Raw genomic sequence first — 16,777 nt, forward strand, 5'->3', positions numbered from 1 at the left:
CAGATGGAAAATATATTAGTAGCAGGTGCCAACGGTACCACAGGAAAAAAAATAGTTAATCTTTTAAAAGAATCACAATATTTTAATCCCGTTGCAATGGTAAGAAAGAAAGAGCAAATAAATCAATTTAAATCTGAAGGAGTAGATACGGTTTTAGCAGATTTAACTGGAGATTTAACGCATACTATAAATGGTGTTGATAAAGTGATTTTTGCAGCAGGATCTGGTGGTAAAAATGTTATTGAAGTTGATCAAGAAGGAGCTAAGCGCTTAATAGCAGTTTCTAAAATGGCAAATATTAACAGATTTGTAATGTTAAGTTCTATGGGAGCTGACAATCCTGAATCAGTAAAAGATTTAAAAGACTACATGAAAGCGAAACAAAATGCAGATGAACACCTTAGAAATAGTGGACTTAAATACACAATCGTAAGACCAGGAACTCTTAAAAATTCTGAGGGTACTGGAAAAATTGAATTTAAAAACAAATTGAATAAAGAAGGAGAAATAAGTAGAGCAGATGTGGCTCAAACTTTAGTAAAGGCATTACATGATGGTGCTCCATATAATACCACATTCGAAATTATAGAAGGAGATATGTTTATAAGTAAAGCTATGAATGAATTAAATGTTAGCGTTTATTAGGTTAAACCTATATATCTAGAATGAATAATAAAATAAAAGAATACGAATATTAAAATTTTAAAACTATAACATGGAAAATTTAAATAAAAAAACAGTAGCAATATTAGCAACAAACGGATTTGAAGAAAGCGAATTAAGTGAACCTAAAAAGGCATTAGAAAAGGCAGGAGCAGATGTGCATATTGTATCCTTGCAATCTGGTGAAATTAAAGGGTGGTCAGATGGTAATTGGAGTAATTCATATAAAGTTGATAAAACTATTAATGAGGTGTCTCACAAAGATTATAACGCGTTAATGTTACCAGGAGGTCAAATTAATCCTGATTTATTGAGAAACAACAAAGATGCTGTAGATTTTGTAAAATCTTTTTTTGAAAATCATAAACCAGTAGCAGCAATATGTCATGCACCATGGCTGTTAGCCGAAGCAGATGTATTAAAAGATAGAAAGATGACATCATATGCTTCAATAAAAACAGATATGATTAATGCAGGAGCCAATTGGGTAGATGAAGAGGTAGTGGTAGATTCTGGGTTAGTAACTAGTAGATCTCCCGAAGATTTACCGGCATTTAATGCAAAATTAGTTGAAGAGGTTTATGAAGGTAAACATGAAGAGCAGATTGCATAATAGTAAAAGTTGTATAATTTAATTAAAAAAAGGCATCCTTAATTGGATGCCTTTTTTTAATCAATATAAATCAAAATATTACAATACTTATTCAGATGTTTCTATTTATTAATAATCATCCTATGTTCTAGTATAGATAGATTTAGGATATAGATTAAACACTTTTAGTACAATATTAATATAGAAAAAAGTTGTTTTATATGTCAGTTGTTCTTAAGTTAGTTTATAATAAATTAGATAAAAATTTGTTGTTTTTGTCTATTATCAATATTTTTTAAATAACCTCCATTTTTAATATCTCTAACCTCAAAGGATATAACTTGTGTTAACTTTATCCATGTTGTAAGTATTATTATTATTATTCAATTGACTCACAAATGCATGGAGTAATTTTCATATATACGCTGACCTTTTATAAACTTTCAATACACATATATTCATTGTCAGTTATAAAAATTCTCTTCACTTCTTTGAAAGCTTTTTGGACCACAAGCATCTGGAATATATGACAAAATTGCAATCTTGACTTTGAGTGATAGAGTTATTATGAAAACTAACAACACAAAATGGTATGTTATATTATTTATTAACAGTATTATTTTCAATTGCCATTTGCTCGTTGATCCAATGATCTATATTGTCTTCTAAAACATCTAATGGGATGGAACCACTACCAAGAACAACATCATGAAACGCTCTAATATCAAATCGATCTTTTAGAGTTGTTTCAGAACGCTTTCTAAGTTCTTTGATTTTTAGTTCACCAATCTTATAAGCTAAAGCCTGTCCTGGCCAAGCAATATAACGGTCTATTTCCACCGTAATATCATTTTCGCTTTTACCAGAATTTGTTTTAAAATAATCAATGGCGTCTTGCCTAGACCAGTCAAAAACATGGATACCTGTATCCACAACCAACCGTATGGCGCGCCACATTTCATAAGTCAATTGTCCGTATTTGGCATAGGGGTCTTTATACATTCCTAAAGCAGGGCCTAGGCTTTCAGAATAAAGTCCCCAACCTTCTACAAAAGCAGTAAAGGATAACATAGTTCTAAACTCGGGTACATTTTCTAATTCTTGCGCAATTGCAATCTGCAAATGATGCCCGGGTACTGCTTCATGTATGCTCAAGGCTTCCATTTCCCATTTCGGGCGACTTTTTAAATTATAGGTGTTGGCAAAGAAATACCCAGGGATACCTGTTTTTAACGAACCAGACTGATAGTAGGCCGTTGTTGTGGCTTTTTCGGAATATGCGGGAACTCTCTTAACACCGTAAGTAAGCCTTGGTAGTTTACCAAAAAGCTGAGGTAAAACAGGGTCAATTCTTTTACAGATATCACGATAAGCAGCTAATAATTCTTCTGGGGTATTATAGTAAAACTGTGGGTCTTCTCTTAAGAAATCATTAAAGTCATTTAGGTCTCCATCAAAATTTAATTGCAAAATAATTTTTTCCATTTCGAGCCGTATTCTGGCTACTTCAGAAAGCCCTAAATCGTGAATCTCTTTAGCGGTCATATCTGTGGTGGTAAAGTATTTTATATATTCTTGGTACCATGCCTCACCGTTTGGTAATGCTTTAAGTCCATAGCTTTCACGTGTATTGGGTAGGTATTCTTCTTCCATAAAAGTGGTAAAGCGCTTTAATGCAGGGTTGATGCTGGTGCCGATTATATGGCTAACAATTTCATGTATCGTTTGCTGTCCCTCTATATTGGTGTCTTCTTTTAAATTTGCGAAAGGCATATAAAAAACACTTTCTTCGGGATTTTTAGAATACATCTGTTTTAATTGATCTGGTACTAATAATACCGTATTTTTGGGCATCACGATTCCTTTATCAATTCCTTTAGAAAGGACCTTTTCAACATCTGTTAAAAGTGCTGAAATCCCTTCAAGTCTAGAGGTGAGGTTATCAATGGCTTCTGGTGAATTGGTTGGCATCATTTGAATAACGGCAGGAATAATACTGTGAATACCTTGAATTTGATCTATCATGAAGTATTGTACTGGAAATTGACTGAATAACGAATAGTCGTTGCCTATAGATCTACTAAAGATATTTAAGTTGATTTTGTCCTCTTCAGTTAATTCATCGGGTTGAAACCAATCTTTCGATTCATCAAAAATTTTTAACACAGACAAATCTTTTTCCAATCCTTCTTCTGAAAAATCATCCCAAAGGTGGTCATATCCAGGTTTGCCAGAAAATGTGGCCATCATAGGTGAAGCCTCTATCTGGTAATCAGTATAGGCTTCAAAAAGTAGGTTTAGCCGCTCACTTTCACTATTAAAATTCTTGGGATTCTTAATAAAATTAAGTTTTTCTGTAATTGTACCCTCTGGTAGTTCTGTTGGTTCAGTGTTTTTTGTGGCACAAGAAAATAGTAGAAAAACCATTGATAATGCGGTAAAGTTAATAAGGTGTTTTTTCATAATAGTTGTTTTTTTGTTAGCGGTCTTGTATATGAAAAGTAGTGGGTAAACACTAATTTTTGTTTTAATACTAAAAATGGCTATTTTTAGAAACGATGCTAATCTAATTGTTTTTTAAATTTCAAATTTTTAACTCTTCCTGAATCTAATTCAAACCCTGAAACTTGGCCATCTTTTTGTTGAAACCTTACTAATCCTAGTTCCGTTGAAAATTGGTCTAAGTCACTAATTGTGCATTCAATAATTGATTGTGTATTTTCAATTCTAACAATTAAAATTTCGTTTTCTATTTCAAAATTATAATTCACATCTAGTTCTTTACTATAGTAACTTCCTGTGTAATCTTTTAGGTTGATTCCCGAAGTATCAATCTCTTTTTTTCTTTCTGCGATTGTCTCACTATCACCTTGTAAAACTTTAAGCGTTTGTGTAAAACCATCTTTTACATTAGAAAATGAAAAACTTAAATTTTCATTTCCTGATATTTGGAAAGTATTCCCACTTACTTTTACAATAGTATAGCTTAATTTATCCCAAGTTTGAAGTACATTTAATGAGTCATTCTTAATAGATAAATTGAGAACAACACCAGGTTGTATTTCATAATCACCTACTAATTGTCCTTGTTGAAATTCTTCTTTTGGAACATCAAACTTTACTTTTTTATCTATATTAACATTTTTTTTAATTAGTTTGTCTTTCAGTAATATATCAGCAACTTGATTTGCCATTCTTGATGGATTGGCATCACCTCTATTGGCAAATATTGCAATGGATAGTTTTTGTTCTGGAAAGCGTAATAGTTCCGCTCTAAAACCAACAAAAGCTCCTCCGTGTCTAACCGTTTTTAATCCTTTGTATTTACTTATCATTAAACCAGAAGCATAGTCAATAACTTCTCCATTATTTAATACACCTTGTTGTGTCATTACATTCCAAAACTCTCTACTTAAAACAGCTGACTCATAATAGGCGTCATCCCATTTCTTTATATCATTTATTGAAGTAAAGATTCCACCATCACCAATCATATCTAATGTAGTCATACTGATTTTATAGTTCTCATTATTATCAGGAACGTATCCAGACGCTCTATTTTTTACTATTTGTGTATGGTCATTATGAAAATGTGTATTATTCATTTCAAGAGGCTCAAATATTTCTTTCCTAGCAAATTCAGCCATATTCATTCCAGCTACCTTTTTTACGATTTGACCAAGAAGCCAATATCCAGAATTACTGTATAAATATTCTTCACCAGGCGCAAAGTTTAAATCAGTTTGATGTATTAGCCATTTCATAACATTGTCATCTGTATAATAGTCATCATCTCCCAATCCTTTTAAATAACTAATTTGCAAGTAATCTCTAATACCACTCGTATGATTTAGTAAATGTCTAATTGTAATCTTTTCTGCATATTCAGGAAAATCAGGGAATAAGCTTTTCAAATTATCATCTAAACTTAGTTTGTCTTTCTCTGTAAGTAGTACAATAGATGCAGCCGTAAACTGTTTGGAAGTTGAACCGATTCTAAACACAGAAGTAGCAGAGTTCGGAATATCATATTCCATATTTGCCATTCCGTATCCCTTGGTATAAATTAGTTTTCCTTCTTTTATTATTCCTAACGCACATCCTGGTACATCTTTCTTATTCCATTCCGAAAAAATGCTATCTATCGCTTGACTTTCTTTAATTTGACCAAACGAATAAATTGTAAAAGAAATAAGAAATAATAATAGTAAATATTTTCTCATAGCTATTTTTTTTTAATTAGTGTCAAAGTGTTTTTATATGGATATGGGTGTTATATATTTTAAGCACCTAATTTAATAAAAAAAATCAAATATAAAGTTATAAAAAATTTTAATCAACATGTATTCAGGTGTTTATAACTGTGTTTTATTGTGAAATGTATTTGTTTATTCATAAGTTAAGTGGCTTGCCAAACATGTTCTTTTTTAAATTCGCTGAAATAAATAATGTAGTTCTCGTCTTTTTATAATACTACAAAACTACTAAGGGTAATAATATTTAAAAAGCAAACTTTCAACGATTACTTTAGGAACTTTGTGGCAAATAGGTATCAGGTTCTTGAGGGAGATATAGCAACGTTGTAGAGCTATTCTCATTCAGATATGTGAATCAGAAGATGTACGTATTCTAAAATGAATTGTCTCAAAAAATTATATCCATATTTAGTATCGTCCTTCATTATCTATAAGTGATTTGGTTAAGAAATTAAAAGGAAGAAGTTCTTTCGTTTCAGTTTATTATTTAACTAAATATAAATATTTTACTTTTATCTTTTCTATTATAAACGACAAGTTTTATATTTGATGACCTCGAAAGAAACACAGACTTTCAAATTAAGCTTAGACCTTCTTATATTTTTAATATAGTGTTGTAAAACGTTATTTTCTTTTCACATTCATTATTTCTCTATTTATATACATTTTTACCTAAGTTCGCTATTCAATTTGGTCTCGTATTTTATCAATGAATTCCAAATAGACACAACTTCTGGCCAAAAATTATCATCGAAATCAGAGTCTGTATTGACTAAAAGTATTTTGCCTGTTTCAGTTGTTGGATTGAAATACATAGCTGTCATCACACCTGGGTCTGAACCATTGTGACCAATTACATTTTCTTTTATTTTTATAAATTCCTTACTAAATTCCATAAAAATTCCAAATTCTTCACCAGTTTTCACATTCGGAAACCTTTGTTTTTCAAATAGTTTTGAGTAGCTATCTTTGTTTAAAAGTGTGCCTTCTCCTTTGTAACCTTTCATTAATTCTGTTAAAAACAATCCTAAATCATTATTTGAAGTTATAAAGCCACCATCTGCATAAGTTATTAAAGAATATTCAGCTATAAGCATTTCTTTATTTGCAAATAATCTCGAACGTTTTGTCGTATCAATATCTTTTGAAGACCAACCTGAAGATGTCATTTTTAGAGGTTTTAATATATAGTCTTTTGTAAAAGAGGGATAATCTTGTCCAGTTGCAAATTCGATTATTTGTGCACAAAGAGCAGCTCCAATATTGGAATATTCTCTTATTTCTCCCGGTTCTGTATTGGCAAAAGTTTCTTTAGTATACCATTTCCCATTTTCAGTAAGACTATTTTCAATAAATTCGATGAGTGAAATTTTACTTTCCGGCATACTAAACCAATCATAAACACCTTCATTTTTATTGTGTTCTGATTTTTTTAGCACATAGGACTTTGCATACACTTCGTCAATATCAATTATTGAAGAAGAATGGTAAGCAAGGTGTTTAATTAAAATTGGTTTATCTGGATAATTAGGGTTTATTATTTTGAAAGGAAGGTATTTATTGGTTCATTCAAATCTAATTTCCCTAATTCTTGTGCTTTTAAAAGTGAAACTCTTATTAAAGTCTTGGATATTGAAGCAATATTCTGTGTTGTATTTGGCGTATATTTTTTCGTCAACGCTATATCTGTAAAGCCAAATCCATTTTCGTAAATCACGCCTTTATCATCAACAACTGATACAGAAAATCCAATGATAGCATCTTTCTCAAAAGCTGATTTTAAATTTTTGGTTAAAGTATCGTTTATTACGGTATTGTCTTTTTTAAGCTTTTTTTTAGTTTCGTTATTTTCTTTGCATGAAAATAAAATTGTCGAAAATATTATAATTGCTACTATGTATTTCATTTATGTTGGTCGGTTAAATTTTGTTTATGTTGTTTTTCTGCTTGTATACAACTCTTTATATCTGTAATAAAATACCCATAAAATATATGATTTTGCAAAAATAAAAATCCTTAAAAGGGTTTAAATCTAACTTATTTTTCTCTTTTTTTTGCGGCTCTTTTCTCTTTGCTAGTTAGTTCTTTGGCATTTTTAAAAGCATCTTTATATTCAATAGTACCATCTGTTTCTCCTTTAAATGCTTTAATCCAAGCATTTTTAAATATGCCACCAACTGTTGGTAGTATTCCTGCTTCTACATTATTTAAATCTCCTTCTAAAGGGATTTCTGTAGCTAATGTATCTGTACTTTGATTTTTTAAAACAAATTTAAAAAATCCAACCAGTCCTTCCCATAAGGTTTCTAAAAAACCATCTTCTTTTCCTAAGAGTTTACTATCTGTAAGTAAGGGCTTCATATAGCCCTTTAAAAAACCATCTGCTATAGCAATTTCGCTATATAATTCTGCTGTACCACTTTCAAAATCTATACCTGCATAGTAATTGCTAAAATCATTTAAAGCTGTTACGTTGCTATTTTTTAATGAAAAAGTGATATCCATATCCGGAATTTCTTTTATGATATTTAGATTGCCGTTTAGACTTACTTCACCGCCTCCAAAAGAAATACCAGTTGCAGATATAGATGATGGTAAAGTTCTTTCTTTTTCTACAACATTACGCAAATTTATAACTGTTAAATTTAATTTATCAATAGACAAATCAATATTAGGATCTGTTGATAATTGTACAAATGCTAATTTTCCATTACGTATATCTAATTGGTTTATTTCTAAAGGAACTAAATCTGTTATTACATTTGTCCAATCATCTACATCTGCTTCTTCTCCCTCGGTTGTGGCTTGTTGATCTTCGAAAACATAAACAATTTTTGGATTATCCATAATAATTTCTGCTACAATTTTGCCATTAAATAATGATTTCCATTGTACAGAAATATCTGTTTTTGGAAATTTTAAAAACGGAACTTTTGTTTTTGCGTCTAGCTTGTCTAACTGCAAATTATTAATTACATATGCCCCACGAAATAAAGAGATATCTATATCGTCTATGTGGCCATAATACTCAGGGATATTTGCAAGTATTTTATTAACGTAATTTTTGACTAAAGTTGGTAAGTAGATACGAAAAATTAGTAGTAAAATAATAAAAACTAAAGGAATTACATATCGTTTTCTTTTATAAACAGATTTTTTACTTTTATTTTTTATTGATTTTTTTTCTGAGACTTCTGTCATTTTAAGTATATAGTTTTTTATAATTATGTCTTTAATTATTCAAATAATATTTAGGTAATCTTTATTTAAATGTTAACACATAAATAGATTAACGAGATTTCTTTAATCTAAAGATAAGTTTAATCTTATTTGTTTGAATAAATTAATTGTATTTTTTAATACATTCAGTAAAAGTAAAGTACTCAAATGTTTGAGGGTATTACTTTTTTTAAAATTATTTGAGATTTAGAGGTATCAAAATTCAGACCTTATTTTGAATTAAATATTTTTATAAAGTTATTAAGAATCATTTGGAGTAAAGTAAGTAGTTAAGGCAACATATTTATTCACTTGAATTTAAAAACATGAAAAATTACAAAGAAGTCGCAGGAATAGATATATCAAAAAAAACAATTGATGCTTGTTGTTATTAATCTCAAGTACACAAAGAGTTTAAGAATTATATTGTTGGTTATATAAGTTTAATAAAATCAAACTTATATAAAATAAAGCGTTAAAGGAATTTTTTATAGCTATTAAAAAGCAGGTGGTAAGGTTTAAAAAAAGTTTTGTTTGGGTTCTATTATAGAAACCTATAAAACCTCTAAAAGAGATTTTGTCGTATTTAAAAATAAATGTAAAAACGAATCTCTACTCTTACTATAAAAACATTCAATTATCATCGATATAATATCCTTATTAGTATAGTAAAAAGTTGAAACTGTCTATACTATAGGGTTGCAAAAAAGGATTTGGTTTATCTTTATCATATCAATTAAAATTACAGTAGGTAAGGAGTTCTTAGTATTATTTTTGTGAAAGATAATTAGAACTTGCAGATATATAAAGATTCAAAATAAAACAACATGGATAAAAATAAAAATATTACGTTTCTATCACATTTACTAGTATGGTTTGTCCTTTTTAGTATGCCTTATTTGTTATCATACGGACAAGAGCAAGAAATTGATAGAGTAATTGCACACTTTTGGATTCCGTTGGTGTTTTCTGCAGTTATTTTTTACTTCAATTATTTTGTTTTAATAGATCGGTTTCTATTCACAAAAAAAACAATCTGGTTTCTAGTTATCAACATAAGTTTAATTGCATTTTTTATTTTCCTAAAAGAAACAATTGAAAGCGCTTTTTTTCAAGAATTTACTAGAAGAAAGATATCAGAAAACGGGGAAGAAATTGGGCCTCCTTTTAAAATGTTCATATATGTACAAATGGTTTCTTACATGGCACCTTTATTATTTTCTATAGCTGTAAAAACAACAACGCGTTGGGTTAAAACCGAAGCAGAGCGCAAAGAAGCTGCAAATTTTAAGTTACAATCAGAGCTACAGCATTTGCATTATCAGTTACAACCACATTTCTTTTTCAATTCGTTAAACAATATTTATGCAATGGTAGATATTTCTCCAGATCAGGCAAAAACATCCATACATAGTTTAAGTAAATTGATGAGATATATGTTGTATGAAACCAATGTAGAACAAGTTTTATTGACGAAAGAAATCGATTTTATGAAAAAATATGTCGATTTAATGAAGCTACGTGTTTCCGATAAAACCCTAGTTAATTATAGTTTTCCTGTAAAAGAAACGAATATTAAAATAGCACCTTTATTATTTATTTCATTAATTGAAAATGCTTTTAAACATGGAGTTTCTGCAAGTAAAGAAAGTTTAATTTCTATAAACATGACTTGCAAGGATAAAAACGTAATCTTTACTATTGAAAACGATAATTATCCAAAGCTTACGGAAGATAAAAGTGGTTCTGGTATAGGTTTACAAAACATAGTAAAACGTTTAGAATTATTGTATCCACAAAAACATGAGTTTAAAACCACTCTAAAAGCAGATCGTTTTTTAGTACATTTAGAAATTGATACAAATTAAGTTATGAGCAATATAAAAATAACCTGTGTTGTTGTAGATGATGAGCCTATGGCACTAAATTTAGTAGAAAGTTATGTTGAAAAAACCCCTTTTCTAGAGTTAAAGCAAAAGTGTAGTAGCGCTATTGAAGCGATGGAGTTTGTTAAAAATAATCCTGTAGACTTACTTTTTTTAGATATACAAATGCCAGATTTAACGGGGATTGAGTTTTCTAAAATGCTACCTAAAGAAGCACGTGTTATTTTTACTACGGCTTTTGATCATTATGCCTTAGAAGGCTTTAAAGTTGAAGCTTTAGATTATTTGTTAAAGCCTTTTGATTATGCAGAGTTTTTAGCCGCAGCTAATAAAGCCAATACTTGGTTCGAGTTGATAAAAGGCACAAAAAAATCAATTGTTTCAGAAGAAAAAGAGTTTCTTTTTGTGAAATCTGAATACAAACAACTACGTATAAAATTAGCAGATGTATTATATTTTGAAGGCTTAAAAGATTATATTAAAATTTGGTTGAAAGACAATCCGAAACCTATTTTAACCTTAATGAGTTTAAAATCTTTAGAAGGAGAGTTGCCAGAAACTCAGTTTATGCGAGTGCATCGTTCTTTTATTGTTTCTTTAAAAAATGTGGATGTTATAGAACGCAGTCAGATTATTATTAACAAACAACGTATTACAGTTTCTGAGCAGTACAAAGCTAAGTTTTTAAAGTTTGTAAATAATAATTCTTTGTAATGTTAACTTTTTAGGTAGTGATAACAGTTTGCGTAAAAAATAATCCATTCACAAATTAAAGTCAATAATTTCATTCCTATGTGTTTAGGATTCATATCATGCAGTATAGGCATAATATTCTTTATACGATTTCTTCTTTGTCAGAAAGAAAAATTTGTGTAAAAAACAAAAGAGATAATAAAATACTAACAAAACAAGCTTAAAATTGTGTTAAGAACTAAGGAACGATTGAGAAATCACATCTCATTTAAATTTAACTCCAGTTATTAATTATATTATCAAATAAACTTTTTGTATTCTTTATAGAATTCTTCTTTCTTGAAATAAATTCCGTATATAAAATCACCTATTTAGTCTATAAAATTAGACAATTTATCTATTAAGGTAGCTAACAGATTAAACCAGACTTAAAATTTAGGGTCTTAATAGTATAGAAAGAAAATTAATTTAAAACATTAAAAGTATGAAAAAATTTATAAGAACATTCGTTTTACCGTCATTGTTTATTGTAGCAATTTCTACACAGATAATTGCACAAAAAAGAACAACTACAACAACAAATAATAAAAAAAATACAACAACTAAAAGAACTACAGTTACTACTAGAAGTGTGTCTACTAAAAAAATACCGAGTAGTAAAGTAACCTATAAGAAGCAAACAAAAAAAGTAGTTTCTGTTAGAAATGTACCTAATAAAACGGTAGTTAAACATAACGGACAAAGTTATTATTATGCGAATAATAAGTATTATACACAATCTAGAGGAATGTATATACCAATTGCACCAAAAGTAGGTTTTAGAGTAAGAACTTTACCAGCTAATTATAGAAGAATTCAGTTTAACAATCATATTTATTTTACAATTAATGGTATTTTTTATAATCAAATTAATAATGATTATGAAGTGGTAGATCCGGAAATTGGTACAATAATTTATGAATTACCAAGTGATTATGAAAAAGTAACTATAGATGGATTAACTTATTATGAATATGCAAATATTTTATATGAAAAAGTTCAAATAGACGGAACTAGAGCTTATGAAGTTGTAGGGATTATAGATATGAATTAACAATTTGTTATTCAGTAATATTAAAAAGAGTATGATGTGGAATCATACTCTTTTTTTATTTTAAAACCTCAATAATTTCTAGCATGTCTGAAAATATATTATCAGATATACTAAATCTTGTATCAGTTTTATCTTCTGGTATTACAAATGTTTTCATAGAAGCTGCTTTTGCAGCAATTAGTCCAGTAACGCTATCTTCTAAGACCATACAGTTATTAGGTGTAACATTTAATTTTTTAGCAGCTTTTAAATAAACGGCAGGGTGTGGTTTTCCGTAAATTTCTTCATCAGCACTACAAACTACATCAAAATAATGAGCTATAGATAATCTATTAAAAACGGCATTTATAATAGGTAGACTAGAAGAAGTAGCTAAACCAATTTGGATTTTTTTTTCTTTTAAAAAATCTAATAACTCATACAACCCCGTTTTAGCTTTTCCTTTTTCGCTAATTAATTCGGCAACAGCAGCTATAATTTCTTGCTCCAATAACTTTGACTCTATTTTTAAAGAGTGTAATTGACACCAAGTTAAAGCAACATCATCAATTCTTTTACCCATTGTATATTTAATACAATCGGCTACAGAAATTGTTTTATGGTATTTTGATAAAATTTCTATTTGAGCTTGTCTCCAAAAGGGTTCAGAGTCAATAATCACTCCATCCATATCAAAAATAAAAGTGTTAAGAGTCATTATATACTGATTAAATAATTTTTTTGAAACATTTTATCGTAGATATCTTTACTAAACATATATAGTTGTGCAGGTCGTTTAGAAACACCAACTTGTTTTTCATCTAACGGAATAATATACTTCTTATTGATTAACTTACGTCTAAAATTACGGTTATCTATTTCTATACTTAATATGGATTGATATAAATCTTGTACATCGTTAATTGTGAATTTATCTGGTAGCAATTCAAAAATAATCGGTTCTTGTAAACATTTGTTTTTTAGATCTTCATAAGCTTCTAAAATAATTTGTTTATGATCAAACCCTAATTCTGGTAAATTATTTACCGGAAACCATTTAGCTTTATATTTGTTTTTGTCAACAGCTACATCTTCTGTTTTCAATAAAAAATAATAAGCGATTGTAATGGTTCTAAAATTAAAGTCTTCGTTCTTAACCCAAATTAAATCTTTATCATTCATTAAGCGATTAGGGTCTCCAAAAGATTTAAATTGTTTTTTATAAATGTTTTTTAATCCAGTTAACTCTTCTAATACTCTAGCTGCAGATTCATCTAAAGTTTCATCTTCATAAACATGATAACCTGTAAGCACATAGTCATCCACAAGTATTTCGTTATTAGATTTAGACTCTAAGTAACGGTTTATCAATAATACATTTAAAGATTTGGTATTTGTATCGTAACCAAAAACTACACAATCTACAGATATATTATCAATCAATTTGTTTTTCATAAAAATATTTTAAGCAACAAATTTAAATAAAATATAATTAAGAAACTTGTTTTGTGTTAATAAACGTTTTAGGTACGTTATAAATTAAATGCTATTCACCTTATATTAATGTAAAACAAGGTCAATATAGAATAGTATAAAGGTAAAATATTGTATATTTTTTATAAAATTTGTTTTTTATGTATAAATTTTCCATACATTTGAAAAATAAACGTAATTATGACGTTATATAGAGCAAATGAATAATAAAACTTATAAAATGAAATTCATATTTATTTATTTTAAAGAATCATTAAAATTTTTAAATGAAATATTAATAAAAAAAATAGACAAAAAAAATACACTTGTGTTTAGTTTGATTATTTTATTATCAATAAACAATTTGTTTGCACAAACGGATACAATTAATAAAGAATATACACCTTTTAGTATTAGCGGACATGTAAAAAATATGCACACATGGCATGGTTTTGTGGTGCATCCTGGAGCATTATTTGCAACAAGTTTAGAATTTAATTCTAAGGATAAGAAATTTACTTTTGGATTTTGGGGAGGAGCAAGTTTTGCATCTGTAGATGTAGAAAATATAAATACCAGAGAAAATGTAAGTGCATTTTATAAAGAACTTTCAATTTATACAAAATACCGTTTTTCTGATCGCTTTTTTATTGAAGCAGTAACTCATAATAATTTTACAGGAGTAGAAGAAAGAGGAGATCAATTAAGTTATTGGAGTTACGATAAAACACAAGGTTATAATTTTGTAGATATTAACTTCGGATATAATATAACACCAAATACACTATTATATTTAGCAACAATTATTAATGGAGGTTCTGGTGATTATGAAGTACAAACAGATGGAAGCTTAAAAGATTCTTGGACGCATTATTTTGAAGTAAATAGTAAAGTATGGCAAAATGAGACAGAAAGCTTATCTCTTTTTGTAGGTGGTGCTTGGTCTTTTCTTACAGATAAAACATTTTACACAGAAAGTGCAGGAAACATTATAAATATAGGTGCTACTTATAAAAAACAATTATCTATCAATAAATATAAATTCCCTGTTGATGTAACACTTATGTGGAACCCTGAACAAGAGAGAACAGTATTACAATTAAACCTTACCTTATTTTAAATAAATAAAAACTATTAAATATTTTCAATTTGCCATATCAAAGCAATGTAAACAAAGAAAAGAAGAATTAATTTTAAGAAACATTATATGGAAACATCTAATCAATATCAGCAGTTCGAAAATTTAGAAGTAGAACAATTACCAATCGCTAAAAATAAACTACATAATTGGTCTCATTTTGCCGGATTATATGCCGCAGAGCATGTTGCCGCCACAGAGTTTGTAATTGGAGCTACTTTTGTTGCTTTAGGTGCAACAACTAAAGATATTATTTTAGGTTTATTAATTGGTAATATTTTAGCCGTTTTAAGCTGGACGTTTATTGCATCTCCTATTGCTGTAGATACCCGATTAAGTTTATATACTTATTTGAATAAAATTGCTGGAGATTCTATGACAAAGCTCTACAATTGGGCGAACGTAGTTATTTTTACAGTAATTTCTGCTGCTATGATTACAGTTTCTTCCACAGCAGTTCGTTTTGCTTTTGACATTCCGGCACAATTAGATTGGTATCCAACAAATCTTTGGTTTGTTTTAATTGTTTTATGTGTTGGTATTGTAGTAGTTGCTATTGCTATCTATGGTTTTACAGCAGTTTCTAAGTTTTCTGCAATTTGTGCTCCTTGGTTATTTGTAATGTTTGTTAGTGGTGCATTTGTGCTTTTACCTGCACTTTCTTTAGATGTTTTAGGAGAAACATTACCAAGTGGATGGGCTGAACTTATTAATTTAGGTGATAAATCTATTTGGACGGGATTGAATAGTGATGGAGAACCTGGTATAGGTTTGTTAGAAGTAATTGGTTTTGCTTGGGCTGCAAACTCAATTACACATTTTGGTCTTATAGATATGGCTTTATTTCGTTTTGCTAAAAAGAAATCTTACGGTTTAACAACTAGTACAGGTATGATGTTTGGGCATTTTGTTGCGTGGATTTCTGCAGGAATTATGGGAGCAGGAGCAGCTGTTATTATTGGTAAGTCTATTGTAGAATTAGATCCAGGGGATGTTGCTTTTTATGCTTTAGGTTGGTCTGGTTTTGTAATTGTTATTGTAGCTGGTTGGACCACCGCAGTAGCCAATCTTTATAGAGCTGGTTTAGCTGCACAAGCTATTTTTACTAAAAATTCAAGAAAAAAGACAACAATTGTAGTTGGTTTAGTAACTATGGTAGTGGCATGTTTTCCTTTTGTATTCTCGCAAATGCTTCCGTTATTAACGTACGCCGGTTTATTAGTAGTGCCAGTAGGTAGTATCGTTTTTGCAGAGCATCAAATTTTCCCTAAAATAGGTTACACACGTTATTTTGCACGATATCAAAAACTAACATTTAGCACACCAGCAATTGCTTCTTGGGCTTTAGGACTGGTGTTTGGTTTTGGTTTAAATATCTTAAATGTAATGTCTTTTTATTATTTATTTATACCAACTTGGATATTTACAATACTTATTTATACTTTTTTAGCAGGAAAATATGGTGCGAAAAAGAAATATCCAAAAGAAGAGGAAGAAGAGAGAATAAGAAATATTAATATAGAAAAATATCAAGAACAAAAGGCAGAAAAAGAAGTTATTATTATACAAGACATTTCTTTATTCACTAAAGTATTAAAAGTGATATCCATGGTTGTATTGGCTATTACCCTTGTTCTAGCTTGTATTGTTTTATTTGGCAGTGAAAACGAAAACGTCTACATAGAAAATAAAGAAACATTTTACACTTATGCATTTGCTTGTACGGTTATCTATTTTGTAACATCTATTTGGGCACTTAGAAGAGGTAATTCTTTAAATAAATAA

Annotated in this window: 12 protein-coding genes and 2 pseudogenes; 8 read left to right on the forward strand and 6 right to left on the reverse strand. The window is 29.1% G+C overall.

The features are described 5' to 3' along the window. The first annotated feature begins 3 nt into the window (after window positions 1–3). Window positions 4–645 (forward strand): SDR family oxidoreductase, encoded by a 642-nt coding sequence (locus ACJJVY_RS02350; RefSeq protein WP_405604737.1) that lies wholly within the window; start codon window positions 4–6, stop codon window positions 643–645. A gap of 70 nt (window positions 646–715) precedes the next feature. Continuing rightward, window positions 716–1,276 (forward strand): type 1 glutamine amidotransferase domain-containing protein, encoded by a 561-nt coding sequence (locus ACJJVY_RS02355; RefSeq protein WP_405604739.1) that lies wholly within the window; start codon window positions 716–718, stop codon window positions 1,274–1,276. A gap of 579 nt (window positions 1,277–1,855) precedes the next feature. Here the strand turns inward: ACJJVY_RS02355 and ACJJVY_RS02360 are convergent. Together ACJJVY_RS02360 and ACJJVY_RS02365 are read right to left on the reverse strand one after the other, a co-directional pair. Next, window positions 1,856–3,718 carry a DUF885 domain-containing protein gene (locus ACJJVY_RS02360; RefSeq protein WP_405604741.1) on the reverse strand — a complete coding sequence of 621 codons (1,863 nt, stop codon included), beginning with the start codon at window positions 3,716–3,718 and terminating at the stop codon, window positions 1,856–1,858. A gap of 98 nt (window positions 3,719–3,816) precedes the next feature. Further along, window positions 3,817–5,478 (reverse strand): serine hydrolase domain-containing protein, encoded by a 1,662-nt coding sequence (locus ACJJVY_RS02365; RefSeq protein WP_405604743.1) that lies wholly within the window; start codon window positions 5,476–5,478, stop codon window positions 3,817–3,819. Window positions 5,479–5,802: 324 nt separating this feature from the next. Here ACJJVY_RS02365 and ACJJVY_RS02370 point away from each other — a divergent pair. Beyond that, window positions 5,803–5,920: pseudogene (locus ACJJVY_RS02370) on the forward strand (transposase); the annotation flags it as partial. Between the two features lie 259 nt (window positions 5,921–6,179). Here the strand turns inward: ACJJVY_RS02370 and ACJJVY_RS02375 are convergent. Then, window positions 6,180–7,417: pseudogene (locus ACJJVY_RS02375) on the reverse strand (serine hydrolase domain-containing protein). A gap of 131 nt (window positions 7,418–7,548) precedes the next feature. Further along, window positions 7,549–8,712: a DUF748 domain-containing protein gene (locus ACJJVY_RS02380; RefSeq protein WP_405604745.1), complete on the reverse strand. Its 1,164-nt coding sequence runs from the start codon at window positions 8,710–8,712 to the stop codon at window positions 7,549–7,551. Between the two features lie 845 nt (window positions 8,713–9,557). On the opposite strand from ACJJVY_RS02380, the gene ACJJVY_RS02385 reads away from it, so the two are divergent. The 3 genes from ACJJVY_RS02385 to ACJJVY_RS02395 all read left to right on the forward strand — a co-directional run bounded on the left by ACJJVY_RS02385 (window position 9,558) and on the right by ACJJVY_RS02395 (window position 12,402). Next, window positions 9,558–10,598, forward strand: a complete 1,041-nt coding sequence (locus ACJJVY_RS02385) for a sensor histidine kinase (RefSeq protein WP_405604747.1) — start codon at window positions 9,558–9,560, stop codon at window positions 10,596–10,598. A 3-nt stretch (window positions 10,599–10,601) separates the two neighbouring features. Then, on the forward strand, window positions 10,602–11,330 hold the full coding sequence (locus tag ACJJVY_RS02390) for a LytR/AlgR family response regulator transcription factor (protein WP_405604749.1): 729 nt from the start codon (window positions 10,602–10,604) through the stop codon (window positions 11,328–11,330). 463 nt (window positions 11,331–11,793) lie between these two features. Next, window positions 11,794–12,402: a DUF6515 family protein gene (locus ACJJVY_RS02395; protein ID WP_405604751.1), complete on the forward strand. Its 609-nt coding sequence runs from the start codon at window positions 11,794–11,796 to the stop codon at window positions 12,400–12,402. Window positions 12,403–12,457: 55 nt separating this feature from the next. Here ACJJVY_RS02395 and hxpB read toward each other — a convergent pair whose 3' ends face one another. Together hxpB and ACJJVY_RS02405 are read right to left on the reverse strand one after the other, a co-directional pair. Further along, window positions 12,458–13,099, reverse strand: a complete 642-nt coding sequence (hxpB, locus tag ACJJVY_RS02400) for a hexitol phosphatase HxpB (protein WP_405604753.1) — start codon at window positions 13,097–13,099, stop codon at window positions 12,458–12,460. Further along, window positions 13,099–13,836, reverse strand: coding sequence for an NrtR DNA-binding winged helix domain-containing protein (locus tag ACJJVY_RS02405; protein WP_405604755.1), 738 nt, complete (start codon window positions 13,834–13,836; stop codon window positions 13,099–13,101). Before ACJJVY_RS02405 ends, hxpB begins: the two co-directional genes overlap by 1 nt. 259 nt (window positions 13,837–14,095) lie before the next feature. Between ACJJVY_RS02405 and ACJJVY_RS02410 the strand changes: the two genes are divergently transcribed. Beyond that, the gene (locus tag ACJJVY_RS02410; protein WP_405604757.1) at window positions 14,096–14,974 is read left to right on the forward strand and encodes a hypothetical protein; all 879 of its coding nucleotides are present in this window, start codon (window positions 14,096–14,098) and stop codon (window positions 14,972–14,974) included. 87 nt (window positions 14,975–15,061) lie between these two features. Further along, the gene (locus ACJJVY_RS02415) at window positions 15,062–16,777 is read left to right on the forward strand and encodes a purine-cytosine permease family protein (protein WP_405604759.1); all 1,716 of its coding nucleotides are present in this window, start codon (window positions 15,062–15,064) and stop codon (window positions 16,775–16,777) included.

This window comes from Polaribacter sp. Asnod1-A03 (assembly GCF_045063585.1).
GTDB lineage: Bacteria > Bacteroidota > Bacteroidia > Flavobacteriales > Flavobacteriaceae > Polaribacter.

What these genes read in the sequence shown, in the direction of transcription:
- ACJJVY_RS02395 (WP_405604751.1), top strand. Translation starts at nt 11,794, where the DNA reads ATGAAAAAATTTATAAGAACATTCGTTTTACCGTCATTGTTTATTGTA.
- ACJJVY_RS02415 (WP_405604759.1), top strand. Translation starts at nt 15,062, where the DNA reads ATGGAAACATCTAATCAATATCAGCAGTTCGAAAATTTAGAAGTAGAA.
- ACJJVY_RS02390 (WP_405604749.1), top strand. Translation starts at nt 10,602, where the DNA reads ATGAGCAATATAAAAATAACCTGTGTTGTTGTAGATGATGAGCCTATG.
- ACJJVY_RS02355 (WP_405604739.1), top strand. Translation starts at nt 716, where the DNA reads ATGGAAAATTTAAATAAAAAAACAGTAGCAATATTAGCAACAAACGGA.
- ACJJVY_RS02350 (WP_405604737.1), top strand. Translation starts at nt 4, where the DNA reads ATGGAAAATATATTAGTAGCAGGTGCCAACGGTACCACAGGAAAAAAA.
- ACJJVY_RS02360 (WP_405604741.1), bottom strand. Translation starts at nt 3,718, where the DNA reads ATGAAAAAACACCTTATTAACTTTACCGCATTATCAATGGTTTTTCTA.
- ACJJVY_RS02385 (WP_405604747.1), top strand. Translation starts at nt 9,558, where the DNA reads ATGGATAAAAATAAAAATATTACGTTTCTATCACATTTACTAGTATGG.
- ACJJVY_RS02405 (WP_405604755.1), bottom strand. Translation starts at nt 13,836, where the DNA reads ATGAAAAACAAATTGATTGATAATATATCTGTAGATTGTGTAGTTTTT.
- ACJJVY_RS02365 (WP_405604743.1), bottom strand. Translation starts at nt 5,478, where the DNA reads ATGAGAAAATATTTACTATTATTATTTCTTATTTCTTTTACAATTTAT.
- hxpB (WP_405604753.1), bottom strand. Translation starts at nt 13,099, where the DNA reads ATGACTCTTAACACTTTTATTTTTGATATGGATGGAGTGATTATTGAC.
- ACJJVY_RS02410 (WP_405604757.1), top strand. Translation starts at nt 14,096, where the DNA reads ATGAAATTCATATTTATTTATTTTAAAGAATCATTAAAATTTTTAAAT.
- ACJJVY_RS02380 (WP_405604745.1), bottom strand. Translation starts at nt 8,712, where the DNA reads ATGACAGAAGTCTCAGAAAAAAAATCAATAAAAAATAAAAGTAAAAAA.